This is a genomic window from Mesorhizobium sp. ESP-6-2 (assembly GCF_020164675.1).
Taxonomy (GTDB): domain Bacteria; phylum Pseudomonadota; class Alphaproteobacteria; order Rhizobiales; family Rhizobiaceae; genus Mesorhizobium.
In genome coordinates, this window is the sequence record NZ_JAIUGT010000009.1 from 117,105 (window position 1) to 140,843 (window position 23,739).

Consider the following 23,739-nt stretch of genomic DNA (forward strand, 5'->3'; position numbering starts at 1 on the left):
CGAATGCTTATGAAAATCAACACATCCATCCATCCTTCTTCCGTCGTGGAGGAAGGCGCTCAAATCGGCCAGGGCGTCCGCATAGGACCGCTCTGCTATGTCGGCGCAGATGCCGTGATCGGCGACGGCGTCGAACTGGTCAGCCATGTCTCGGTGATCGGCGCGACGACGATCGGCGCGTCGACCAAGGTCTATCCGATGGCGATACTGGGCGGGCCGCCGCAGAACACCAAGCACAAGGGGGGCCGCACCACGCTCGTCATCGGCGAGAATTGCACCATTCGCGAAGGCGTGACCATGCATGTCGGCACCGATACCAGCCGCGGCGAAACGACGGTCGGTGACAATGGCAATTTTCTCGCCTACGCCCACATCGCCCACGATTGTGTCGTCGGCAAGAACGCCACCTTCGCCAACGGCGCGACGCTGGGCGGACATTGCGAAATCGGCGACAACGTCTATATCGGCGGTCTCAGCGCCGTTCATCAATTCGTGCGGGTAGGCGACAACGCTTTTCTTGGCGGGTGCTCGGCTTTTGTTGGTGATGTCATTCCCTATGCCATGGCGGCGGGGAATCGGGCCAGCCTGCGCGGCCTCAACATCATCGGGCTCAAGCGCTCCGGCCTGCCAAGATCCGAGATCTATCTGCTGCGCAGGGTCTACAAGATGATCTTCGATCGCTCCCGCACCGTTGGCGAGAACATCGAGTTCGCCAAGGCGGAGTTTGCGTCGTCCCCGACCGCCATGAAGATCATCGATTTCATCTCCAGTCGCGGCAAGCGGCACTATGCTGTGCCATCGCTCAAGCGGAGCGATGGCGATGACGGCGATGAAGAAGACTGAGGCGGCGGCAGCGGATTTCGTTCTCTCGCCGGGGGCCAGGGTCGGCATCGTCGCCGGCGGCGGCAGCCTGCCGGTGGAAGTCGCGCAAGGCCTGGCCGGGCATGGCTACCCGCCCTTCATCCTCTTGATGGAAGGTGAGGCCGACCGCCAGCAGGAGTTGCTCCGATACGAACACGACAGCCTCGCCCTCGAGCAGATCGGTTCACTGGTGGCGACGCTGAAGCGCCACGGCATCACTCATGTGGTCCTTGCCGGCGAAATCAGACGCCGGCCCCGGCTGACCGACATCCGCCCGAGCCTTGGCCTGCTGGCGATCGTGCCATCGGTGATCATGGCGCTGGCGCGCGGCGATGACGGACTTTTGAAGGTGGTGACACGCGGCCTGGAGAAGCGGGGCATCAAAGTGGTCGGCGCGCATGAGGTCGTTCCCGAACTGGCGGCCGGCGAAGGCACGCTGACCACGGCGAAACCAAAGCAATCGGACTGGCGTGACATCGAGGCGGCCAGGCTGGCCGCCAAGGCCATCGGCGCGCTCGATATCGGGCAGGCGGCGATCGCGATCGGAGGCCGGGCGATCGCGCTGGAAGGCATTGAGGGCACGAGCGGCCTGCTCGAAAGAGCGCGCGCGCTGCGTGGCCATGGCAGGCTTGCCGGAAAGACCCGCGGGGTGCTGGTCAAATGCGCCAAACCCGGCCAGGAGCTGCGGGCCGACCTGCCGTCGATCGGGCCGCAGACCGTGGAAGCAGCCCATGCGGCGGGGCTTGCTGGCATTGCCGTCGAAGCGGGGCGCTCGCTGATCCTGGAGGGACCCGCCACGCTGTCGCGGGCGAACGCGCTCGGCCTGTTCATCGTCGGGCTGCCAGCGGCGGAGCCGGCGCATGGCTGACAAGGCCCTGAAGATCGCAATCGTGGCCGGCGAGGAATCCGGCGACCTGCTTGGCGCCGACATTGTGCGTTCGATCAAGCAGTCGACGGGCCGGGAGGTGCAGCTCGTCGGTCTCGGCGGCCGCCATCTGCAGGCGCTCGGGCTGGTCTCGCCGTTCGACGCCGGCGAGATCGCGCTCATGGGCTTCAGTGCCATCCTGCGCGACCTGCCAAGGCTGATGCGGCGGATCGGCCAGCTGGCCAGGATGGTCGCGGATGAGAAGCCCGACTGCCTCATAACCATCGACAGTCCCGACTTTTCGCTGCGCGTGGCCAGGAAAGTGCGCGCGGCCAACCCGTCCATCCCGATCATCCACTATGTCTGCCCCAGCGTCTGGGCATGGCGGCCGGGCAGGGCGGTGGCGATGAAGCCCTATGTCGACCACATCCTCTGCATCCTGCCGTTCGAGGTGAAGGAGCTAGGCAGGCTCGGCGGACCACCAGGCACCTATGTCGGACATCGTCTCACCCATGACACGGGCGTGCTCTCGGCGGCCAGGACGCAGGCCCAACCGCGGGACCTTTCGCCGGATCGCCTGAAGACGCTGCTCGTCCTGCCCGGCTCGCGACGCAGCGAGGTGCGGCGGCTGCTCGAGCCGTTTGGGGAGACCGTGTCGATGCTGCGGGCACGCGGGCATCGCCTGCGGCTGATGTTGCCGACCGTGCCGCATGTTGCCGATGTCGTGCGCTCCGCGGTCGCTCGCTGGGACGAGAAACCAGAGATCATCCTCGACGCTGAGCGAAAGTGGCAGGCCTTCGGCAAGGCCGACGCGGCGCTGATCGCGTCCGGCACGGTTTCGCTTGAATTGGCGCTGTCCGATGTGCCGATGATCTCCTGCTATCGGCTGGACCCTGTTGCGCGCATCGTGGCGCCATATCTCGTTTCGGTCTGGTCGGCGCTGCTGCCCAATCTGATATCGGACCGGGCACTGATCCCGGAATTCTACAACGAGTATGTCAAGCCGAACAATCTGGCCCGCCAGCTCGAAGCGCTGTTCGCCGACACAGGCATGCGCAGATGGCAGAAGGACGGGTTCGCCGAGATCGCGCGTCGCATGACAACCGCCAAGCCGTCAGGCGACATCGCCGCGCAGGTGGTGATGGGGTACATCAAAAGAGTGAGTAGTGAGTAGTGAGTAGTGAGTAGGAAATGCCGCTCTTTTCCCTACTGACTACTGACTACTCACTACTGCCTTATCTTACCGCTTCGCGATCGGCACGTAATCTCGCTCCGGCGCGCCGGTGTAGAGCTGGCGGGGGCGACCGATCTTCTGGCGCGGATCCTCGATCATCTCCTTCCACTGCGCGATCCAGCCGACGGTACGGGCGACCGCGAACAGCACGGTGAACATGGTGGTGGGGAAGCCCAACGCCTTCAGCGTGATGCCGGAGTAGAAGTCGACATTGGGATAGAGCTTCTTCTCGATGAAGTATGGATCGGTGAGCGCGATCTTCTCCAGTTCCATGGCGATGTCGAGCAGCGGATCGTCCTTGATGCCGAGTTCGCCCAGCACTTCGTGCGCGGTCTTCTGCATGATCTTGGCGCGCGGATCGTAGTTCTTGTACACACGGTGGCCAAAACCCATCAGCCGGAACGGATCGTCCTTGTCCTTGGCGCGGGCGATGAATTCGGGAATGTGATCGACATGGCCGATCTCGCCCAGCATGTTCAGCGCCGCTTCGTTGGCGCCGCCATGCGCCGGACCCCACAGGCAGGCGATGCCGGCGGCGATGCAGGCAAACGGATTGGCGCCCGACGAGCCGGCGAGCCGCACGGTCGAAGTCGAGGCGTTCTGCTCGTGGTCGGCGTGCAGGATAAAGATGCGTTCCATGGCGCGGGCCAAGACCGGGTTGATCTTGTATTCCTCGCACGGCACGGCAAAGCACATATGCAGGAAGTTGGCGGCGAAATTCAGCTCGTTCTTCGGGTAAATGAAGGGCTGGCCGATATGGTATTTGTAGGCCATGGCCGCGATCGTCGGCATCTTGGCGATCAGCCGCATCGACGCCACCATGCGCTGGTACGGGTCGGATATGTCGGTGGAGTCGTGGTAGAAGGCCGACAGCGCACCAACCACGCCGCACATCACCGCCATCGGATGCGCATCGCGGCGGAAGCCGGTGAAGAAGCGCGACATCTGCTCATGCACCATGGTGTGGCGCGTCACGCGGTAGTCGAAATCGTCCTTCTGCGCCTTGGTCGGAAGTTCGCCATAGAGCAGGAGATAGCAGACTTCCAGGAAGTCGCCATGTTCGGCCAACTGGTCGATCGGATAGCCGCGATGCAGGAGGATGCCGGCGTCGCCATCGATGAAGGTGATCTCGGACTCGCAGCTTGCCGTCGACGTGAAGCCGGGATCGTAGGTGAAGGCGCCGGTGGTGCTGTAGAGCGTGGCGATATCGATGACGTCAGGCCCGACCGAACCGCTTCGCACCTTGAATTCGTGCGTCTTGCCGGCGAATTCCAGCTTTGCCGTGGCTTCCTGGGTCTTGCCGCCCAGTTCCCGTCTTGTCGCAGCTTCGGTCATTGCAAACTCCTTCTTGTTTCCTCATGCCGGCAAAGGCAAATTCTGCAAAGCGACACGTCGAAGTCACCGAATGCGCGTATTTCGCGACCGCATTTTAGGGGGTGCGTGCCAGATTGGGCCAAGGCCCAATGTTGCACTGCGAAACGCGCCTTTCAATGCCAATCTTCTTGGGCCAGATTGCTCCTAATCGATTTGATCCGCGATGCGCGCCAGGCTCTCCTCGCGACCAAGCACGGCGAGAACGTCGAACACGCCGGGCGAGGTGCTCTTGCCGGTCAAGGCGGCGCGCAAGGGCTGGGCGACGGCGCCGAGCTTGTGGCCGCCGGCCGTCGCATAGTCGCGGATCGCGGCTTCAGCCGAGGCCGCCGTCCAGTCGCCTGAAACCGCCTCGAGGGCGTCGTAAGCGCCACGCAGAACCTTGCGCGCATCGTCATTGAGCAGCAGGGCTGCCTTCTCGTCGATCGGCAACGGCCGCGCGGCAAACAGGAAGGCGGCGCCGTCGACAAGCTCGACCAGCGTCTTGGCGCGCTCCTTCAGCCCCGGCAACGCTGCCAGCAACTGCGCCCTGTTCCTGTCGTCGAGGCGTGCGGCCATTGCCGGGCCGCCCTCGAGATAGGGCAGGGTGGCGATGAAGATGTCGAACAGCTCGGCATCGTCCATGCGGCGCATATGGACGCCGTTCAGCGCCTCGAGCTTGGCGAAATCGAAGCGGGCGGCGCCCTTGTTCACGTCGCCGATGTCGAACCAGGCGATCATGTCCTGGATCGACATGATCTCGTCGTCGCCGTGGCTCCAGCCGAGCCGAGCCAGATAGTTCAGCAGCGCTTCGGGCAGGTAGCCCATGGCGCGGTAGGCCTCCACGCCCAGCGCGCCGTGCCGCTTCGACAGCTTGGCGCCGTCGGCGCCGTGGATCAGCGGTATGTGCGACATTGAAGGCACATCCCAGCCCATGGCGTTGTAGATCACGGTCTGGCGGGCGGCATTGGTCAGGTGGTCGTCGCCGCGGATGATGTGGGTGACGCCCATGTCGTGGTCGTCGACGACGACGGCATGCATGTAGGTCGGGTTGCCATCCGAGCGCAGGATGATGAAGTCGTCCAGATCCTTGTTGGGAAAGCGCACGTCGCCCTGGACACGGTCATGCACCACCGTCTCGCCCTTGGTCGGCGCCTTGATGCGGATCGCGCCCTTGACGCCAGGAGGCGCCTGCGAAGGGTCGCGGTCACGCCAGCTTCCGTCATAGCGCGGCGGCAGGCCCTTGGCCCTGGCCGCCTCGCGCATGGCCTCAAGCTCGGCAGGAGTCTCGTAGCTGTAATAGGCCTTGCCCATGCGCACCAGCTCCTCGGCCACCTCGCGATGGCGCGGCGCGCGCTCGAATTGCGAGACGGCCTCGCCGTCCCAGCCAAGACCGAGCCAGGAAAGGCCGTCCAGGATGGCGGCCGTTGCCGCATCGGTGGAGCGCTCGCGGTCGGTGTCCTCGATGCGCAGCAGCATAGTACCGCCGGTGTGCCTGGCGTAGAGCCAGTTGAAGAGCGCCGTACGCGCGCCGCCAATGTGCAGGTAGCCGGTGGGCGAGGGGGCAAAACGGGTGACAACCTTGTCGGACATACAACTCTCGGGAAACGTCTGGAGCGAGGTGCGGATCACGCGCACTTTCGCGCGTCGCGCGTTCATGTAGCATAGGGTGTCGAGGGCGCAAGGGGCAGACCCGATGGCTGGAGCGGGCCGGGGCGCGGAGGAAGGCGAGGACGTCGTTACCGGCGTCAGCGAACGCTCTCTCTTTGTCATGCCCGCGCCGGCCTCATTGCCGCTGGCGCCGTCGCCCTTACAGCAGCCCGGCAAGTCGATGCCGCCGGATGTTTCCGCGCCGCCTGGCGTCCCTGCTGTCCGCGCGGCCTCGCGCCTGCGCCGGGAGTTCGGTCGTGCTTCATGGCCTCGCCTGCGCAACGGCGTGGCCAGAGCCGCCGAGCTCGAACTCGATCGGGGCATAGCCTTCCTGCTCGTCCCGGTGTTCCTGGCGTGCGGATCGATTGCCTATTTTTCGTTGGCGGCGGAGCCGGGCTTTGCCAAGCCCGTCGCGGTCGCGATCCTGATGGCACTGTGCGCGCTCGTTTCGCGCTCATGGCCGAAAACGCACCTGTGCTTCATGGCGGCGCTGTTGTGCGCGCTCGGCATGCTCGCCGGCAAAGTCGAGACTTGGCGGGCGGGAACGCGGATGCTGGGCTCGGAAATCTCCACGCAAGTGACCGGCCGCGTCGTTTCGGTCGACCAGATGGAGACCGGCCGCATCCGGCTGACCATCGACGTGACATCGACCGCGCGGCCGAAACTGCGCTACGCGCCGGAGCGCGTTCGCCTTTCGGCGCGCAAGGTGCCGGCTGAAGTGACCGCCGGGTCCCTCGTGACCGGCTATGCCAGGCTGTTGCCGCCAACCGGACCGGTGCGGCCGGACAGCTATGACTTTTCCTTCGACAGCTACTTCGCCGGCATCGGCGCCAGCGGCTTCTTTCTCGGCAACCCCAAAATCGTCTCGGCCGATGACAGGCCGCTGTTGGCTGGCCTTTCAGCCGCGATCGAGAGCGCTCGCGAAACCATTGCCGACCATATCAGAGGCAGCATCGGCGGCGCCGAGGGCGAGATCGCCGCGGCGCTGATCGTGGGTGTGCGTGCAGGTATTCCCGACGAGATCAACGAAGCGATGCGACGCACCGGCATCTATCACATCATTTCCATCTCCGGGCTGCACATGGCGCTGGTCGCCGGCACAGTCATGGGTCTGCTGCGCGGCGGCTTCGCCTTGTTCCCGAACTTCTCTTCCCGTCGGCCGGTCAAGAAATACGCGGCCGCAGCCGCCCTTTTCTCGATCGCTGCCTATCTCGTCATTTCAGGCGTCGTCGTTGCCGCCGAACGGAGTTTCATCATGCTGGCGGTGATGCTGATCGCCGTGCTGTTCGATCGTGCGGCACTCACCATGCGCAACCTGGCGATTTCGGCGATCGCCGTCATCGTGGTGTCGCCGCACGAGGTGGTAGGGCCGAGCTTCCAGATGTCGTTTGCCGCCACCGCGGCCCTGGTCGGCGCCTATGCCGGCTGGTCGGATCGCAAAGCCGACAAAGCGCGGACCCCGCCGCCGCAACGGACCTTGCCCGGCCTCCTGACGCGAAAACTGCTGCTGGCGACAGGTGGGCTGGCAATGACCTCGATCATCGCGGGAAGCGCCACGGCGCTTTTCGCCATCTGGCATTTCCAGCGCGTGTCGCCGCTCAGCCTGTTCGCCAATCTTGCAGTCATGCCGATCGTTTCCGTCGTGATGTTTCTTGCGGTTGCCAGTGCGCTGCTGATGCCGTTCGGGTTCGATGGACCATCGCTTTATCTGATGGGCAAGGGACTGACCGCGATGATCGCCATATCGGGATGGATCTCGCAACGCTCGCCGGTCGACGCGGTCGGGTTGATTTCGCAGCAATCCGTTCTTCTGGTGGCGATCGCCCTGGTCATCGCGACGATGGCCACGACATGGCTGCGGCTGGCGGCACTTCCCTTCGCGCTCGCCGGCCTGTTGACCGTCTCGGACACGCGCACGCCGGACGTGCTGATTTCGGAGGATGCCCGCTTGGTGGCGCTGCCGATCGGCGGCGGCGAGCTCGCGATCAACCGGGCGCGCCCGAACGAATTCACGGTCGACAACTGGAAACGCGCGCTGAAATCCGAAACCATCGTTGCGCCGGAGCTGTTCGGCAGCGGAGACGGACAGTTCGACATCTTCGATCCCGCGCAACTTCCGGCGGGAGCGCCTTTCTATTGTTTCACCGGCCTGTGCATGGCCCGGCATCCCTCCGGGGCGATCATTGCGCAGGTGGAGGATCGCAAGGATGCCTGGAGGGCCTGCGCCTATGCGGATCTGATCGTCATCAACGACCCCGGGGGCTACGACCCCTGCCACAATCCGCTGGTTCTCGTCATCACCAAGCGGCAGCTCGCTCGCAAGGGAAGTGCCGCCGTATTCTTCGACCAGCAATCGGCGACGGCACCGGCCCAGGTCAGCTTTGCCGTCGACAGGCCATATCGGCCCTGGCACGAACAGCGAAAATTTTCACGTGAGGCAAGGGGACTGCCGCCTTACCGTAAACCCGAAAAGCCCACCGCCGAACCCGCTCAGTAGCGCCTGATCAGTCCGACCAGCTTGCCTTGCACCTTGACCCTGTCCGGTCCGAAAATACGTGTTTCATAGGCCGGATTGGCGGCCTCAAGCGCAATCGAGGCGCCCTTGCGACGGAAGCGCTTCAGCGTCGCTTCCTCCTCGTCGACCAGGGCCACGACAATCTCGCCGGGACTTGCGGTGTCGGCGTTGCGGATGATGACCGTATCGCCGTCGAAGATGCCGGCCTCGATCATCGAATCGCCCTTGACCTCCAGCGCATAGTGCTCGCCGCCCATGATCATGTCCGGCGGCACCGAAATGGAATGCGTCTGATGTTGGATAGCGTCGATCGGCACGCCCGCAGCGATACGGCCCATGACCGGGATCGACACCGCTGAAACCGCGTCGTCGTCATTGCCGGCAGCGGGCAGACGCGAAGACGTCGCCGGCTTGATCTGCCGGCTAGGGCTGCCCTGTCCGAGGCTGCCCTGGATGACGCTCGGGGAGAACTTCTTTGCCGCGTTAAGACCCGGCGCGATCGAGTCCGGCAGGCGCAGCACCTCCAGTGCGCGCGCCCGGTTGGGCAGGCGGCGAATAAAGCCGCGCTCCTCCAACGCTGTGATCAGCCGATGAATTCCCGACTTGGAGGCGAGGTCCAGCGCTTCCTTCATCTCGTCGAAGGACGGCGGAATGCCGCTTTCCTTCAGCCGTTCATGGATGAACATCAAGAGTTCATGTTGCTTGCGCGTGAGCATGGCGGCCCCCAAAGGCATTGCACGAAGGGTCTGGAACCAGAATCAGAAAACAAACCCAGAACAAACACTATCTGTTCCAGTTGTGTTCCGCAACCATTTAAAGTTTAATGAATTTGTTAAGGCGGCGGAAACGAAACGCCCTCCCGCAGCCAGCATCCTGCCAACGCGATCCGTCGTCAATGCGCTCTCAGGCTCTTTGAAACTATTTTGGTTAATGGCCTGTGGCCCGGCCGATCTCCACTCTTGGTACAAGCCTGAAAACTGTGTGACCGGCAGGTGCCGGCTGCCTTTCGGGGCGGATCAAAATCTCCGCGGCTCGTGAACGAAACGAAACCAAAATGCCAACTTCCTGCCGGAAAGTGGCCAGACATCACCGGACGCGACGGGCTGCGTTCGTTCGCTCCTTGCTTCCCGTTCGCTTGACTAAACCGTATAATAATGTACGGTTTTCGAAGAGGAACACCAATGACCACGCCGAAGCAGGCCGCGCGACGCGAACGGATAGAGGAGGCCGCCTATGCGGTGCTCCGGGAAACCGGCTACAAAAGCGCCTCCCTGCTTGCCATCGCCAAGCGGGCATCGGCCTCGAACGAAACCCTTTACAACTGGTACGGCAACAAGCAGGTCCTGTTTCGATCCTTGATCGAAGCCAATGCGGGAGAAGCAAGGAAGCTGCTGGAGGACGCTCTTCACCAAGCGCGCGATCCACTCGAAACCCTGAATTCGCTCGGGCCAGTCCTGCTGACCCTTGTGACGGGCGACAAGGCGGTGGCGCTCAATCGCGCCGCAGCCGGCGACGTCAACGATACAGGCACGCTGGGCCAATCGATCGCGCAATTCGGCCGCAATACCATAATGCCGCTTGTCGGCGACCTGCTTCGAACCGCAAGTCGGGCCGGCCTGATCGCCTGTGACGATCCTGTCGAAGCCGCCGACATCTACATCAGTCTTTTGATCGGCGATCTCCAGGTTCGCCGGATCGTCGGGGTGCTCGAGGAGTTGCCTCGGCCGGAAATCGAGCAAAGATCGAACCGGGCGTTCACCCTGTTCTTGCGCCTCTATGCGGCCAGCCCTTGCCCCGGCGGCAAAACAGCCGGCCCGTTTCCGGGGCGCTCTTCTCACCGAGGAACATCGTGACCATGAGCAAAATTCCCGATCTCGCAGCGATCGAGGCAATGGACACCGCGGATCCGCTGCGTGCCATGCGTGACCGCTTCACCTTGCCTCAAGGGGTGATCTATCTCGACGGCAATTCGCTGGGCGCCGCTTCCCCCGCCGTGTTCGGCGAGCTGCAGAAGGCCGCCACGCAGGAGTGGGCGCAGGATCTGATCCGCGCCTGGAACACCGCCGGCTGGTTCGACATGCCGGTCGAACTCGGCGACCAGCTCGGGCGCCTGATCGGGGCCGCCGCCGGCCAGACGGTGGTCTGCGATACCACCTCGATCAACATCTACAAGGTGCTGCATGCGGCACTCGGGATGCGGCCGGACAGGTCGGTCGTCGTCGCCGAGGGGGACAGCTTTCCGACCGATCTCTATATGGCCGAGGGCGTTGCCTCGACACGGCCGGGCACGGTGCTGCGGCTCGAGGGTGTCGATGCGCCGTCCATAGAAGAACTGATCGACGAGCGGGTTGCGGTCATCCTGGTCAACCACGTCAACTACAAATCCGGGCAGCTGCGCGACATGGTCGCGCTGACGCGCAGGGCGCATGAAGCCGGCGCGCTGATCGTCTGGGATCTCTGCCATACCGCCGGCGCCTTGCTCGTCGAGCTCGACCGTTCGAACGCCGATTTCGCCGTCGGCTGCACCTACAAATATCTCAATGGCGGCCCGGGTGCCCCGGCCTTCATTTACGCGGCCGAGCGCCACCATGGCGATGTCCGCCAGCCGCTCAGCGGCTGGTGGGGCCATGCGCGGCCATTCGCCTTCGAACAGGGTTTTGCTGCCGGCACCGGCATTCGCCGGTTTCTCTGCGGCACGCAGCCTGTGCTGTCGATGCGCGCGCTCAAAGGGGCGCTCGATGTCTGGAACGACGTCGACATGGCAGAGGTGCGCAGGAAGAGCATCGCATTGACCGATCTGTTCATCCAGCTCGTCGAGGCAAAATGCGGCGCCTACGGCCTCGAACTCGAAAGTCCGCGCGACGGCAATGAGCGCGGCAGCCAGGTGTCGTTCCTCCACCGGCACGGCTATCAGGTGATGCGGGCCTTGATCCAGCGCGGCGTGATCGGCGATTTTCGCGCGCCATCCACGATTCGCTTCGGCTTCACGCCGCTTTATGTCGGCTATGTCGATGTCTGGCAGGCGGTCGAGGTGCTGGAAGACATTTTGCGCACGGACGCCTGGCAGGAGGCGCGTTTCGCCGTCAAGGCGGCGGTGACTTAAGAGCCCGTCGCTCAGAAAAGCGCAGCGTTTTCGAGATAACGATCTGCACTCGGCAAAGCTACGTCAGAGCCGGGTACGAACCTTCCACAGCTCCGGGAATAGTTCGACCTCCAGCATCTTCTTCAGGTAGGACGCGCCTGATGTGCCGCCGGTGCCGCGCTTCATGCCGATGATGCGCTCGACCGTGGTGACGTGGTTGAAGCGCCAGCGGCGGAAATAATCCTCGAAGTCGACCAGCTTCTCGGCGAGTTCGTAGAACATCCAGTAGCGTTGCGGGTCGCGGTAGATGGTCTGCCAGGCGACAAGGACCTCTTCGTTCTCGGTCCGCGCTTCGCGCCAGTCCGTACGCCTTGCGTCGCCACCGATGTCGAAGCCGTTGCGGGCGAGCAGCAGCAGCGCCTCGTCGTAGAGCGACGGTTGCGCCAGGATCGCCTCCAGTTTCTCGCTGAGGTCTGGCCGGTGCTTGTGCGGTCCAAGCATTGCGAGATTGCGGTTGCCGGCCATGAACTCGATGGCACGGTACTGCCACGACTGGAAGCCCGAGGACTGGCCAAGCGCGTCCCGGAACTCGGTGTATTCGCTGGGCGTCATCGTGCGCAGCACGTCCCAGGCATTGTTGAGCTGCTCGAAGATGCGCGCGACACGCGAAAGCATCTTGAAGCTCGGTTCGAGACGGTCTGCGCGGATGGAGCGGATTGCGGCGCCGATTTCGTGCAGCGCGAGCTTCATCCAGAGTTCCGACGTCTGGTGCTGGATGATGAACAGCATCTCGTCATGGGCTGACGAAAGCGGCTCCTGCGCCTCGAGCACCTTTTCCAGATGCAGATAGTCGCTGTAGGACATGCGCTCCTTGAACGACATTTCCGCGCCCTCGGTGGAAGGGTCGTAGGGCTTGCTCAATTGATCTTCTCCGCGCGCAGCCGGAAGCGCTGGATCTTGCCGGTCTGCGTCTTGGGCAAAGCGGCGATGAATTTTACCGAGCGCGGGTATTTGTAGGGCGCGATCGTCGCCTTGACATGGTCCTGCAGGCGCTTGACGGTCATTGCGTCCGGCGCCACGCCTTGCACGAGCACCACATGCGCCTCGACGATCTGGCCGCGCTCGGCATCCTCGGCGCCGACCACCGCGCATTCGGCGACATCGGCATGCGCCAGCAGCGCCGCTTCGACCTCTGGGCCGGCGATGTTGTAGCCGGCACTGACAATCATGTCGTCGGAGCGCGCGGCGAAGTGGAAGAAACCGTCCTCGTCCTGCCAGAACGTGTCGCCGGTGAGGTTCCACCCGTCGCGGACATAGTCGCTCTGCCTGGCATCGGCCATGTAGCGGCAGCCGGTCGGTCCCCGCACCGCGAGCCTGCCTGCGGTGCCGCGCGGCACTTCACGCATTTCGTCGTCGACGATGCGCGCCTGATAGCCGCCAACGGCCTTGCCGGTGGAAGCGGGCTTCATGTCGTCGAAACGGTTGGAAATGAAAATATGGAGCATTTCCGTGGCGCCGATGCCGTCGAGGATCGGCTTGCCGGTCTTTTCAGTCCATTCCTCGAAGACCGGCGCGGGCAAGGTCTCGCCGGCTGAAACCGCGACCCGCAGCGACGATAAATCGGCCCCTTCGTCCATGGCCTTGAGCATTGCGCGATAGGCGGTGGGCGCGGTGAAGGAGATCGTCGCTTTGTAGGTTTCGATGATTTGGACCATGTTGGGCGGCGTGGCCTGTTCCAGCAGCGTCGCCGCGGCGCCGAAACGCAGCGGGAAGATGGCGAGCCCGCCAAGGCCGAAGGTGAAGGCCAGCGGCGGCGAGCCGACGAAGATGTCGTCGGGCGTCACCTGCAGGATCTCGCGGGCGTAGGCGTCGGCGATGATCAGGAGGTCGCGGTGAAAATGCATCGTCGCCTTCGGCACGCCCGTGGTGCCTGAGGTGAAGCCGAGCAGGGCGACGTCGTCACGCCCGGTCTCGACGGCGGTGAAGGTGACCGGCTTGTCGAGGGCGGCGCGATCGATTTCGGCGTCGTGGTTGGCGGTGCCGTCGAAGCCGATGACCTGCTTGAGGAACGCGCTGTCCTTGGCGCAGGCGGTCATCTCGTCCATCAGCCTGGTGTCGCACAGCGCTGTGGTGATTTCGGCCTTGTCGACGATCTTGGCGAGTTCGCCGGCGCGCAGCATCGGCATCGTGTTGACCACGACGGCGCCGACCTTGGTGGCGGCCAGCCAGCAGGCCACCATTGCGGGGTTGTTGGCCGAGCGGATCAGTACCCGGTTGCCTGGCTTGACGCCGTAATTCTCGACCAGCGCATGCGCCAGCCTGTTCGTCCAGTCGGATAATTCCTTGTAGGTGCGGCGGCGGCCATTGCCGATCAGCGCGGTGTGGTCGCCGAGGCCTTTCTCGACCAGCCTGTCGGTCAGTTCGACGCCGGCATTGAGCCGTTCGGGATAGTCGAAGCCGTCAAGCAGGAAGTCCGGCCATTGATCCGGTGGCGGCAGGTTATCGCGCGTGAATGTGTCGATATGCGCTGATGGCCCAAGCATTTTCGGCTGCCCCTGTCTGCCTCACGCCCATCGCTGAACAAGGCACAGGATCGCACCAGTCGAAATTTGTTTCAAGCCTAAAATGTTTTGCCCCGGAGCATTGACGTTGCCTCTGTCGATCGTCATTGCTAGCGGCTGAAACGATGCCGTCCGGGGGAGGGTGCCGATGCTCGAACATCGCATTGCCGATTGGGACAATGCCTACGCCAACGGCGCCAACATCGCCGGCAGCGATCGCTGGCCGGCTGCATGGGTCGAGCCGGCGCAGGCATTTCGCGATGCGCTTGCGGCAAAGGGCAGGGCTCAGCTCGACATCGCCTATGGCGACAGGCCGCGCAACAGGCTCGATCTCTTCCTTCCCGCCGCCACGCCCAAGGGGCTCGTCGTGTTCATCCATGGCGGCTACTGGCTGGAGTCCGACAAGGATACCTGGTCGCATCTCGCCAGGGGCTCGGTTGACAGCGGCTTTGCCGTGGCGATGCCGTCCTATACGCTCTGCCCCGACATACGCATCGCCGGCATCTCCCACGAGATCGGCGCAGCGATCGGCAAGGCGGCGGCGATGGTCGGGGGACCGCTTATGCTGACCGGGCATTCGGCCGGCGGCCATCTCGCCAGCCGCATGGCGACGACATCAACGCCCCTGGCAGCCGGCGTGGCAAGGCGCGTACGCCACGTCGTTTCGATTTCAGGCCTGCATGACCTGCGTCCGCTCATGCGCACCGGCATGAATGCGGCGCTGAAAATCGATGAAGCCGAGGCGCTGACGGAAAGCCCGGCGCTGCTGCGGCCCATGGATGGCGCGCGCATCACGTGCTGGGCCGGAGGCGGCGAGCGGTCCGAGTTCTTGCGCCAGAACGCCTTGCTGGCCAATATCTGGACAGGGCTTGGTGCCGTCACGAGCGCGGTGGTCGAGCCGGACCGACATCATTACGACATTGTCGAAGGCCTGGCCGATCCGGCGCATCCGCTGACACGAGTTTTGCTAGCGGAATCAACGATCTGATTTGTCGCTAGAATCAGCTGGTTATACGGGAAATATTCACCTCAGCATGAGAACGCTGCAAGCGTCTCCTGCAGCCGCAGCGGATACAAATGGTTCGCGCACGATCAGTCCGTTGGCGTCGGCCAGCATCCTCAGCATCGAGGAATCCTGGATGCTGAAAGGGGTTGCAACCAGGATGTCGGCCTTTTGCCTGACCACCGCCCGCACATAGTCCTGGCGCAGATCATTGGCCTGCATAGCGGCGCCCAGCCGTGCCTGACGGATATCTTGCCGGAAATTGCGGCCGCCGAGGCGTGCCAGGAGCGGTTTCAGGAACAGTTGCGAGCAGACGAGGCTCGCCACCGGATTGCCGGGCAGGCCGATGCACCTGATGTCGCCGAGGCGGCCAAACATCAGCGGCTTGCCGGGACGCATGGCGATCTTCCAGAAACCGAGCGTCATGCCTTCGCCGGTCAGCACGTCATGGATCAGATCGTGGTCGCCGACCGAGGCGCCGCCGAGCGTGACGATGACATCAGCGCCGGCCGCGACCGCTTTCCTGACCAGCGCCGCGATGGCTTCCTCGCGGTCAGCGGCAATGCCGAGATCAAGCGCATGCGCACCGACCGATTGCGCGGCGGCGGCGACGCCGTAGGCGTTTGACGAAATGATCTGGTCGGGGCCCAGTTCGCTGCCGGGCGGCAGCAGCTCGTCGCCGGTGGCGATGATGGCAACCAGCGGCCGCTTCACGACGCCCACCCGGGGATGGTTGGCCGAGGCGACAAGCGACAGTGCTGCCGGATCGAGCACCCGGCCTTTTTCCAGCAGGGTGTCGCCCTCCGAGAAATCGAGCCCGAAGCGGCGGATGTTGCGCCCCTCGGCGGTCGGTTCGACCACCTCGATGCTGCCGCCGCCGAGGTCACGAACGTTTTCCTGGATGACGATGGTGTCTGCACCTTGCGGCAGCGGAGCACCGGTGAAGATGCGCACGGCCTGCGCCTTGCCGACGGCGCCGTCAAAGCCGCGCCCGGCCGCCGCCATGCCTATCACCGAAAGCCGGGACGGCACGGACGCGACATCGATGGCGCGGACTGCGTATCCGTCCATGGCAGAGGCGTTGAAGGGCGGTTGGGTGCGCAACGCCACCACCGGCTCCGCGAGAACGCGATCCACGGCCTCGAGGAGCGAAACGCTTTCGCTCGCAAGCGGCGCAGCACCCTCCAGCAGGCGTTCGAGCGCTGCTGCGACCGGAAGCAGCGCCATCAGGCGACCGCCCCATCTTCGCCAGCGGCTTTGTAGTCGCCCGACTTGCCGCCGGTCTTTTCGACCAACCGGATGCCGGTGATGACCATGGCGCGGTCGACCGCCTTGGCCATGTCGTAAATGGTCAGGCAGGCAACCGAAGCCGCGGTGAGCGCTTCCATCTCGACGCCGGTCTTGCCGGTGACGCGCGCCAGCGCAATGATCTTCAGTCCGGGCAGGGCAGGATCGGGCTCGATGTCGACGGAGACCTTGGTCAAGAGCAGCGGATGGCAGAGCGGGATCAGCTCATGCGTCTTCTTCGCTGCCATGATGCCGGCTATGCGCGCGGTGCCCAGCACATCGCCTTTCTTGGCATTGCCGGCCAGGATCATCTTCAGCGTCTCGGGCCGCATCGAAACGAAACCCTCGGCGACGGCGGTGCGCGTCGTTTCGTCCTTGCCGCCGACATCGACCATGTTGGCCTCGCCCTGCGCGCCGAGATGGGTGAGGGCGGCCGTCATCGTCAGACAGCCTCGGCCGCTGCCTTGCCGGTGAGCAGCGCGCGCGTTGCCGCGGTCACATCCTGCTGGCGCATCAAACTTTCGCCGACCAGGAACGTGCCGATGTCGCTCTTTTGCAATCTGAGGCAGTCGTCATGAGAGAAGATGCCGCTTTCGCTGACCAGCAAGTAACCACCCGGCACCATCGCCCGCAGTCGTTCCGAGGTTTCGAGACGGGTCTCGAATGTCCGCAGATTACGGTTGTTGATGCCGATTAATTGCGACGACAGCTTCAGTGCGCGCTCCGTCTCGGCCTCGTCGTGGACCTCGATCAGCGCATCCATGCCGAGTTCGAATGCCGTCGCTTCAAGCTCGCTCGCCAAATCGTCATCGACGCTGGCCATGATGATCAGGATGGCGTCCGCCCCCCAGGCGCGAGCTTCATGGACCTGATAAGGATCGAACAGAAAATCCTTACGCAGCGCGGGCAGGGTGACGGCGGCTCTTGCCTTGGTGAGAAATTCCGGCGCGCCCTGGAAGGACGGTGCGTCGGTCAGCACCGAAAGACAGGCGGCGCCACCCTTTGCATAGGCCCGCGCGAGCGCTGGCGGATCGAAGTCGGCGCGGATCAAGCCCTTGGACGGGCTTGCCTTCTTGATCTCGGCGATCAGAGCGAAGCCGCCGGATCTGCGCTTCGCCTCAAGTGCCGCGAGGAAGCCGCGCGGCGCGTCAGTGTCTTTCGCCCGCGCCTTGATCTCGGCCAGCGGCACGCGCGCCTTGGCCGTCGCGATCTCGTCGCGCTTGTAGGCCTCGATCTTGCGCAGGATGTCCGACATCTGTCTAACCGTTCGAAATCTCGACCAGCCGGTCGAGCACCTGCAGCGCCCGACCGCTGTCGATGGCTTGCACCGCCGTTGCCATGCCGTCGGCGAGCGTCGTCGCCTTGCCAGCCACCACCAGGCCGCCACCGGCGTTCATCAGCACTGTGTCGCGAAAAGCGCCCACGGCGCCACCCAGCATAGCGCGCAAGGCCTCGGCGTTGTAGGCAGCGTCGCCGCCGCGCAGTTCTTCCTTGGTGTGACGGGCCAGGCCAACCGCTTCGGGCGTCAAGGTGAAGGTGCGGATCTCGCCGCCGATCAGTTCGGCGACATGCGTTTCGCCCGTGGTGGTGATCTCGTCGTAGCCGTCACCATGAACGACCCAGGCATGTTCGGTGCCCAGCGCCTTCAGCGTCTCGGCCACCGGTATGATCCATTCCGGCATGAACACGCCGACCATCTGCCGGCGCACGTCGGCCGGGTTGGAGAGCGGACCGAGCAAGTTGAAGATGGTCCTGGTGCCGAGCTCCACGCGGGTCGGGCCGACATGCTTCATCGCCGGGTGATGTGCCGGCGCGAACATGAAGCCGACACCGGCCTCGTGGATGCAGCGGCCGATGGCCTGCGGCGTGAGGTCGATCTTGACGCCGAGCGCGGTCAGGACGTCGGCCGCACCGGTCAGCGAAGACAACCCGCGATTGCCATGCTTGGCGACCGGAACCCCGCTGGCGGCGATGACGAAAGCGGATGCCGTCGAGATGTTGACGGAGTGCGAATTGTCGCCGCCGGTGCCAACGATGTCGATGGCCCCGACAGGTGCGTCGACGCGAAGCATCTTGGCGCGCATGGTGGCGACGGCGCCCGAAATCTCGTCCACCGTCTCGCCGCGCACACGCAACGCCATCAGGAAGCCGCCGATCTGACCGGGCGTAGCATCGCCCGACATGATGATGTCGAAGGCCTCGCGCGCCTCGTCGAAGGACAGGGCGGTGCCGGTCGCGACCTTGGCGATATGGGTTTTCAGCGCGCTCATCTTGTCGAGGCTTGGGCAACGGCAGCCTGGTCGACGCGGACGCCGTACTGCGTCTGCAACTGCGCCACCAACTGGTCGAGCAGGTCGTCCGACATGCCGGCGGTGAAGGACTTGCGCGCGTCCTCGGGCACCGAACTGGCGTCGGCCCCGGCGGGTTCGAACACCTCGGCGACCTTGAACAGGATTTGGGCGTCGCTGGTGGGAGAGGGGATCAGGCCGGTGCCGCCTTCGCCGACGCCGAACATCACCGCTGCACCTTCCTTGCCGAAATCGGCGTCGTCGGCCTCGCGCTTCAGGCCACGCTTGGTCTGCTTTTCCAGCTTGAGCTCGCCGGCGATGACGTCGAGCGTTGCGCCGGCCTTGAGCCGTTTTTCCAGCTCCTGCGCCTTGGCGGTCAACCGCTTGGCCGTCTCGGCCGCAGTCCAGTCGGCAACGACTTTCTGGCGAACTTCGTCCAGCGTGCGGTCGCGGGCCGGCGTGATCGAAGCCACTTCATAGAAAATGAAGCCGTTATCGGCCGTGGTCAGCGCCTCGTTTTCGGTATTCGGTTCGGCTTCGAAGGCAGCCTTGATCAGAGCAGGCGATTCCGGCAGGTCCTTGACGATGGAGCCATCGGGCCGCAGGCCACTGCGATCGATCGCGTCGATGGTGACGACCTTCAGCTTCAGCTTGGCGGCGGCGTCGGCCAGCGAACTGCCGGCGGCGCGACTGTCCTCGTAATTGTCGTGCACGTCCAGAAGGATGCGGCTTGCCTCGCCCAGCGCCAGGTCCTTGCGGATCTGGTCCGACACTTCGGCCAGAGGCTTCACGACTTCGGGCTTGATCTCGGTGACGCGCAGCAGCACGGGACCGAAGGCACCCTGCACGACAGGGCTCACCTCATTGACGTTGAGCGCAAAAGCAGCGTCGGCGACCGCCTTGTCGGCGATCTTGTCCTTGGCGAGCGTTCCGAGCAGCGTGTCGGCCGGGGTCTTGCCTTCCGCAGTGACGAGCTTGTCGAAGGTTGCGCCGGACTTCAACGAATCGAGCGCGGCCTTGGCCTCGTCCGGCGTCTTGAACACAAGCTGCTCTATGGTGCGCATCTCCGGAGTGGTGTAGCGCGCCTTGTTCTTGTTGTAGTCGTCGCTGACCTGGGCGTCGGTCACCGAGCTCGTATCCATGATGTCCTGCGGCTCGAGCCTGACATAGGAAAACTTGCGGTATTCGGGCGCGGCATAGGTCTTCTTGTTGGCCTCGAAATAGGCCTGCAGCGCGCTGTCGCTCGGCGCCTCGATGGGTTCGACCAGCGCCTTCGGCAAGGTCAGATAGTCGACCGTACGATCCTCGCCACGGTACAGGGCTACCGCCTTGAAGAAGGTGTCAGGCGCCTTGAGGCCGTCCGAAACCGCCTCGACGATCTGCTGGCGCACCGCGACCTGGGCCCGATTCTTCAAATAGTCCTCCGGGCGCATGCCGACCTCACGCAGCCTGTATTCGAAGGCTCTCCGATCGAACTGTCCGCCGGGGCCCTTGAACGCCGGATCCTCGCGGGTGAGTTCGGCCAGCCGGTCCTTGGACAGGCCAAGGCCGAGCTTACGAGCCTGTTCGTCGAGGACCGCGCCCGAAACAAGCTGCGCCAACACCTGGTTGTCGACGCCGAGCGCCTTTGCCTGTTCGTGGGTGAGGCGCTGACCGAATTGCTGCGACATGACGGCGAGCTGGCGGTCATAGGCGAGGCGGTATTCGTTGATCGACACCTTGGTGCCGCCAGCCGTGATGACGGAGTCGTGGCCGGCAAGGCCACCCATCAGCCGTCCCGATACGCCCCAGACCGCAAAACTGACCACCAGCAGCGAAAGCAGTAACTTCGCGACCCAGGTGCCCGCCGCGCTTCTCAATATACCAAGCATCGTTACTTCCGATTTATGCGCATTTTCGGATGCGCCGAGTCTGAAACAAGCGCAATAGCGCCCTTCCGGTCCACTGTCGATTGCTTTGTGGCTTGATTTTGGTAGTGAGAACGCCAGCCGAATGTCACCCGGAGAAGCAAACGATGACGCCAGGAATTCGCCCGCTCGTCGCAGGCAACTGGAAAATGAACGGTACCAGCGCCTCGCTCAACGAACTCAGGATGATCGGCAACGGTTTCATGAGCGGGCTCGACGCAGACACCGAGGCGCTGGTCTGCGTTCCCGCGACCTTGCTCGCCCATGCCGCCGAGATTCTGTCGCGTACGCCGGTTCATGCCGGCGGTGAGGATTGCCACGCCAAGGAGAGCGGCGCCTATACCGGGTGCATCTCCGCGGAGATGCTGAAGGATGCGGGCGCGACCCACGTCATCGTCGGCCATTCCGAATGCCGCGAACAGCGCGGCGAGGATGATGCGACAGTTCAGGCCAAGGCCTCCGCAGCCTGGCGCGCCGGGCTTGTGGCCATTGTCTGCATCGGCGAGACGCGGCAGGAGCGCGAAGCGGGCGCGACGCTGGACGTGCTGTCACGCCAGGTTGCCGGTTCGGTGCCGGCAAGCGCTACCGCGTCCAACACGATCGTTGCCTATGAGCCGGTGTGGGCGATCGGCACCGGCCTGACGCCGACCGTCGCCGATGTAGCCGAGGCGCATGCGCATATTCGCGAAAAACTGTCGGAGAAACTCGGCACCGCCGCGGGCAAGATGCGCATTCTCTATGGCGGTTCGGTCAAGCCGTCCAATGCAGTGGAACTGCTTGGGGTCAGGAATGTCGACGGCGCGCTGGTTGGCGGCGCCAGCCTGAAAGCGGCCGACTTCCTGGGCATCGCGGAAGCCTATCGCAGCATCGCCTGATGACTTAGCGCGGCGCCGAAGCGGGCGCGGCGCACGGGAAATCGTTGTAAAGGACGCCTTGCTTCCCATATTCCGGCCACGGGCTTGGAAATGCCGTGAAAGCATTGTATTGAGCCGCCTCCAATTCCCCGGTCGTGTCCGCGGCCGGGCAGGGCATTGCCAGGATAAACTATGCAAACCGTACTGATCGTCATCCATCTCATGGTCGTTCTGGCCCTTGTCGGCGTTGTGCTGCTGCAGCGCTCCGAAGGCGGCGGCCTTGGTATTGGTGGCGGATCCGGCTTCATGACGGCGCGCGGCGCCGCCAATGCGCTGACCCGGGCGACGGCGATCCTGGCGGCCGCTTTCTTCGTGACGTCGCTGACCTTGTCGATCATTGCCCGCTACGGCGAGAAGCCGATCGACATTCTCGACCGCGTTCCCGCAACATCGGACGGCGCCGGCAAGGGCGTACTCAACCAATTGCCGGGCACGACCACCCCGACGCCGCCTTCAGGCAACGCCGCGCCGACGCCGCCTTCCGGCAACGGAGCCGCGACGCCGCCGCCAGCCAATGCTCCGGCCACGCCGCCAGCGACCAACGGCACCAGCACCGCGCCCGCAGCCCCGCAGGTTCCGAACCAATAGTCTGGGCTCCTTCTCAAGACTATGTGACGGCAAGGTAGTGCCGGCGTGTGAACGCCGGCTACCGGCGCTCGCGGCCGTCGCAACCGAACTGCTTTCAGTTCGGGTTCTCGCGGCCAGGCTCTCGGCGCTCTGATCTTCATAAGCCGATCTGTTGTCGTTTGACCACAGTCGCGGCAAATGCGGCGGCATCACGAAGATTCGACGGGAAGTGCAGCGGCCTCGCGCTTGAGGCGCCCGCGCTTATTCGACTATAGATTGCGCGCGGCATTTTCGGTGTCCTTGGGGGACGCCGGGCGACGCCGTGGGCAACAAATATTGAACGATCGGATCTTCGCCATGCAGCTTCGCAGCTTCATCTTCCTGGGACTTTGCGCCGCACTCGGCATGAGCTCCCCGGCTTTCGCCGGCGTGCCAGCCAATCTGGCCGCCAATCAGTCGGTCGGCAAGACCGACGCCATCAACGTCGCAGCCAAGAGCGATGCGGCGCAGTTGAGGCTTCTCAAGAAGAAGAAAAATCCGACACCGGACGATCTCGCCCAGATCAAAAAGATCGAGGCCAAGATCGTTGCCGACAAAGAAGCTGCCAAGGCCAAGGCGCTGGAAGCCAGGAAGATGGCGATGCGCGAGGCGGCGAAGGCGAAGGCCGAGGCGGAACGGCAGGCGTTCCTGGCCAAGAGAGGCAAGACTGCCCCGGCGACCGAAGTGGCCGCGGCCAAGTCGGTCAAGAAGATCACGAAGATCATCGAGCCGTTGACGCCGATCGAGCCGATTCCTTCGGCCGAACCGGAATCGGCCGAGGTGATGAACGTTGCGCTGACCGGCAATAATGGCGAATTGCGCAGCGAGCTGCCTGGCCAGAAGCAGCGCACCGGCGGCGGCCTGTTCGCCGGACTGTTTGGCGGCCAGATGGCATCGTCCTCGATCAATTATCTGCCTGAGACCCGTGCGCTGGATTCGGCGCTCGCCAGGAAAAACGCCAAGAAGCCGTTCAAGGTAAAGCCGGAGTTCGTCCCACAGGACGTGGAATTCACCGGCTACGAGGCCGGCACGATCGTCATCGATACCAGTGCCCGCCGGCTCTACCTGGTGGAATCATCGTCCACCGCGCGCCGCTACGCCATCGCGGTCGGCCGCGAAGGATTGCAGTTCAAGGGCACCGTGGCGGTCGGCGACAAGCAGGAGTGGCCACGCTGGATCCCGACGCTGGACATGCAGAAGCGCGAGCCCAAGCATTATGCCCAGTACAAGGACGGCATGCCCGGCGGCGGTCAGAATCCGCTCGGCGCCCGCGCCATCTATCTCTATGACGGCAAGAAGGACACGCATCTGCGCATCCACGGCACCATCGCGCCGCAGTCGATCGGAACCAGCGCTTCCAATGGCTGTTTCCGCATGATGAACGAGCACGTCATGGACCTCTACAGCCGCGTCAAGGTCGGCACCAAGGTCGTCATTATCTGACGTTTTCAACAGCTTGCCAAAAGGGCCGGTTCAGCCGGCCCTTTTGTTTTGCCTCGCTCCCGGTTGCGTTCCAGTGGAACGGGCCAGCCCGTTCGACATGGGCCTATCCGAAAACCGGATCCCATTTTTCGGATCATGGTTCGAGCGCCTTCTTGGGAAAAAGCCTTAGCGGC

At 64.0% G+C, this 23,739-nt stretch carries 20 protein-coding genes; 10 read left to right on the plus strand and 10 right to left on the minus strand.

All coding sequences use genetic code 11. The features are described from left to right. Positions 1 to 9 precede the first annotated feature (9 nt). Genes lpxA through lpxB form a run of 3 tightly spaced genes read left to right on the plus strand, consistent with a single transcriptional unit; the run spans position 10 to position 2,900 of the window. Complete coding sequence (lpxA, locus tag LB532_RS22470) at positions 10 to 843, plus strand: acyl-ACP--UDP-N-acetylglucosamine O-acyltransferase (RefSeq protein WP_140638181.1); 834 nt, start codon at positions 10 to 12, stop codon at positions 841 to 843. Beyond that, positions 830 to 1,729: an LpxI family protein gene (locus tag LB532_RS22475; protein ID WP_411908891.1), complete on the plus strand. Its 900-nt coding sequence runs from the start codon at positions 830 to 832 to the stop codon at positions 1,727 to 1,729. The genes lpxA and LB532_RS22475 overlap by 14 nt, the downstream gene beginning before the upstream one ends. Then, positions 1,722 to 2,900: a lipid-A-disaccharide synthase gene (gene lpxB / locus LB532_RS22480; RefSeq protein ID WP_140638179.1), complete on the plus strand. Its 1,179-nt coding sequence runs from the start codon at positions 1,722 to 1,724 to the stop codon at positions 2,898 to 2,900. Before LB532_RS22475 ends, lpxB begins: the two co-directional genes overlap by 8 nt. Before the next feature lie 66 nt (positions 2,901 to 2,966). On the opposite strand, the gene gltA is transcribed toward lpxB, so the two are convergent. Both gltA and gltX read right to left on the minus strand, forming a co-directional pair. After that, positions 2,967 to 4,295, minus strand: coding sequence for a citrate synthase (gltA, locus tag LB532_RS22485; RefSeq protein WP_140498678.1), 1,329 nt, complete (start codon positions 4,293 to 4,295; stop codon positions 2,967 to 2,969). Between the two features lie 183 nt (positions 4,296 to 4,478). Continuing rightward, on the minus strand, positions 4,479 to 5,903 hold the full coding sequence (gene gltX / locus LB532_RS22490; protein ID WP_140638178.1) for a glutamate--tRNA ligase: 1,425 nt from the start codon (positions 5,901 to 5,903) through the stop codon (positions 4,479 to 4,481). Positions 5,904 to 6,006: 103 nt separating this feature from the next. On the opposite strand from gltX, the gene LB532_RS22495 reads away from it, so the two are divergent. Next, positions 6,007 to 8,457 (plus strand): ComEC/Rec2 family competence protein, encoded by a 2,451-nt coding sequence (locus LB532_RS22495; RefSeq protein WP_140638177.1) that lies wholly within the window; start codon positions 6,007 to 6,009, stop codon positions 8,455 to 8,457. Here LB532_RS22495 and lexA read toward each other — a convergent pair. Continuing rightward, positions 8,451 to 9,191, minus strand: a complete 741-nt coding sequence (gene lexA, locus LB532_RS22500) for a transcriptional repressor LexA (protein WP_140638176.1) — start codon at positions 9,189 to 9,191, stop codon at positions 8,451 to 8,453. The genes LB532_RS22495 and lexA overlap by 7 nt on opposite strands. A gap of 465 nt (positions 9,192 to 9,656) precedes the next feature. Here lexA and LB532_RS22505 point away from each other — a divergent pair, with 465 nt between their 5' ends. Together LB532_RS22505 and kynU are read left to right on the plus strand one after the other, a co-directional pair. Beyond that, positions 9,657 to 10,328, plus strand: coding sequence for a TetR/AcrR family transcriptional regulator (locus tag LB532_RS22505; protein ID WP_140638175.1), 672 nt, complete (start codon positions 9,657 to 9,659; stop codon positions 10,326 to 10,328). Between the two features lie 2 nt (positions 10,329 to 10,330). Next, a complete protein-coding gene (gene kynU, locus LB532_RS22510) occupies positions 10,331 to 11,578 on the plus strand; it encodes a kynureninase (RefSeq protein WP_224557197.1) in 1,248 nt (415 codons plus the stop codon). Positions 11,579 to 11,641: 63 nt separating this feature from the next. On the opposite strand, the gene kynA is transcribed toward kynU, so the two are convergent. After that, positions 11,642 to 12,478, minus strand: a complete 837-nt coding sequence (gene kynA / locus LB532_RS22515) for a tryptophan 2,3-dioxygenase (RefSeq protein ID WP_140638173.1) — start codon at positions 12,476 to 12,478, stop codon at positions 11,642 to 11,644. Then, on the minus strand, positions 12,475 to 14,100 hold the full coding sequence (locus LB532_RS22520) for an AMP-binding protein (protein WP_140638172.1): 1,626 nt from the start codon (positions 14,098 to 14,100) through the stop codon (positions 12,475 to 12,477). Before LB532_RS22520 ends, kynA begins: the two co-directional genes overlap by 4 nt. A gap of 166 nt (positions 14,101 to 14,266) precedes the next feature. On the opposite strand from LB532_RS22520, the gene LB532_RS22525 reads away from it, so the two are divergent. Next, complete coding sequence (locus LB532_RS22525; RefSeq protein WP_140638171.1) at positions 14,267 to 15,106, plus strand: alpha/beta hydrolase; 840 nt, start codon at positions 14,267 to 14,269, stop codon at positions 15,104 to 15,106. Positions 15,107 to 15,142: 36 nt separating this feature from the next. On the opposite strand, the gene glp is transcribed toward LB532_RS22525, so the two are convergent. The 5 genes from glp to LB532_RS22550 are packed head-to-tail and all read right to left on the minus strand — an operon-like array spanning position 15,143 to position 20,567. Beyond that, positions 15,143 to 16,348: a gephyrin-like molybdotransferase Glp gene (gene glp / locus LB532_RS22530; RefSeq protein WP_140638170.1), complete on the minus strand. Its 1,206-nt coding sequence runs from the start codon at positions 16,346 to 16,348 to the stop codon at positions 15,143 to 15,145. Next, on the minus strand, positions 16,348 to 16,848 hold the full coding sequence (moaC, locus tag LB532_RS22535) for a cyclic pyranopterin monophosphate synthase MoaC (RefSeq protein ID WP_140638169.1): 501 nt from the start codon (positions 16,846 to 16,848) through the stop codon (positions 16,348 to 16,350). The genes glp and moaC overlap by 1 nt, the downstream gene beginning before the upstream one ends. A gap of 2 nt (positions 16,849 to 16,850) precedes the next feature. Then, positions 16,851 to 17,663 (minus strand): indole-3-glycerol phosphate synthase TrpC, encoded by an 813-nt coding sequence (trpC, locus tag LB532_RS22540; protein ID WP_140548397.1) that lies wholly within the window; start codon positions 17,661 to 17,663, stop codon positions 16,851 to 16,853. Positions 17,664 to 17,667: 4 nt separating this feature from the next. Beyond that, complete coding sequence (gene trpD, locus LB532_RS22545; protein ID WP_140638168.1) at positions 17,668 to 18,678, minus strand: anthranilate phosphoribosyltransferase; 1,011 nt, start codon at positions 18,676 to 18,678, stop codon at positions 17,668 to 17,670. Continuing rightward, positions 18,675 to 20,567, minus strand: coding sequence for a SurA N-terminal domain-containing protein (locus LB532_RS22550; protein ID WP_140638167.1), 1,893 nt, complete (start codon positions 20,565 to 20,567; stop codon positions 18,675 to 18,677). Before LB532_RS22550 ends, trpD begins: the two co-directional genes overlap by 4 nt. Before the next feature lie 143 nt (positions 20,568 to 20,710). Between LB532_RS22550 and tpiA the strand changes: the two genes are divergently transcribed. From tpiA to LB532_RS22565, 3 genes are all read left to right on the plus strand, one after another. Then, positions 20,711 to 21,478, plus strand: coding sequence for a triose-phosphate isomerase (gene tpiA, locus LB532_RS22555; RefSeq protein WP_140638166.1), 768 nt, complete (start codon positions 20,711 to 20,713; stop codon positions 21,476 to 21,478). A 171-nt stretch (positions 21,479 to 21,649) separates the two neighbouring features. Next, positions 21,650 to 22,105 carry a preprotein translocase subunit SecG gene (secG, locus tag LB532_RS22560; RefSeq protein ID WP_140638165.1) on the plus strand — a complete coding sequence of 152 codons (456 nt, stop codon included), beginning with the start codon at positions 21,650 to 21,652 and terminating at the stop codon, positions 22,103 to 22,105. A 336-nt stretch (positions 22,106 to 22,441) separates the two neighbouring features. Next, on the plus strand, positions 22,442 to 23,566 hold the full coding sequence (locus LB532_RS22565; protein ID WP_140638164.1) for a L,D-transpeptidase: 1,125 nt from the start codon (positions 22,442 to 22,444) through the stop codon (positions 23,564 to 23,566). The last annotated feature ends 173 nt before the right edge of the window (positions 23,567 to 23,739 follow it).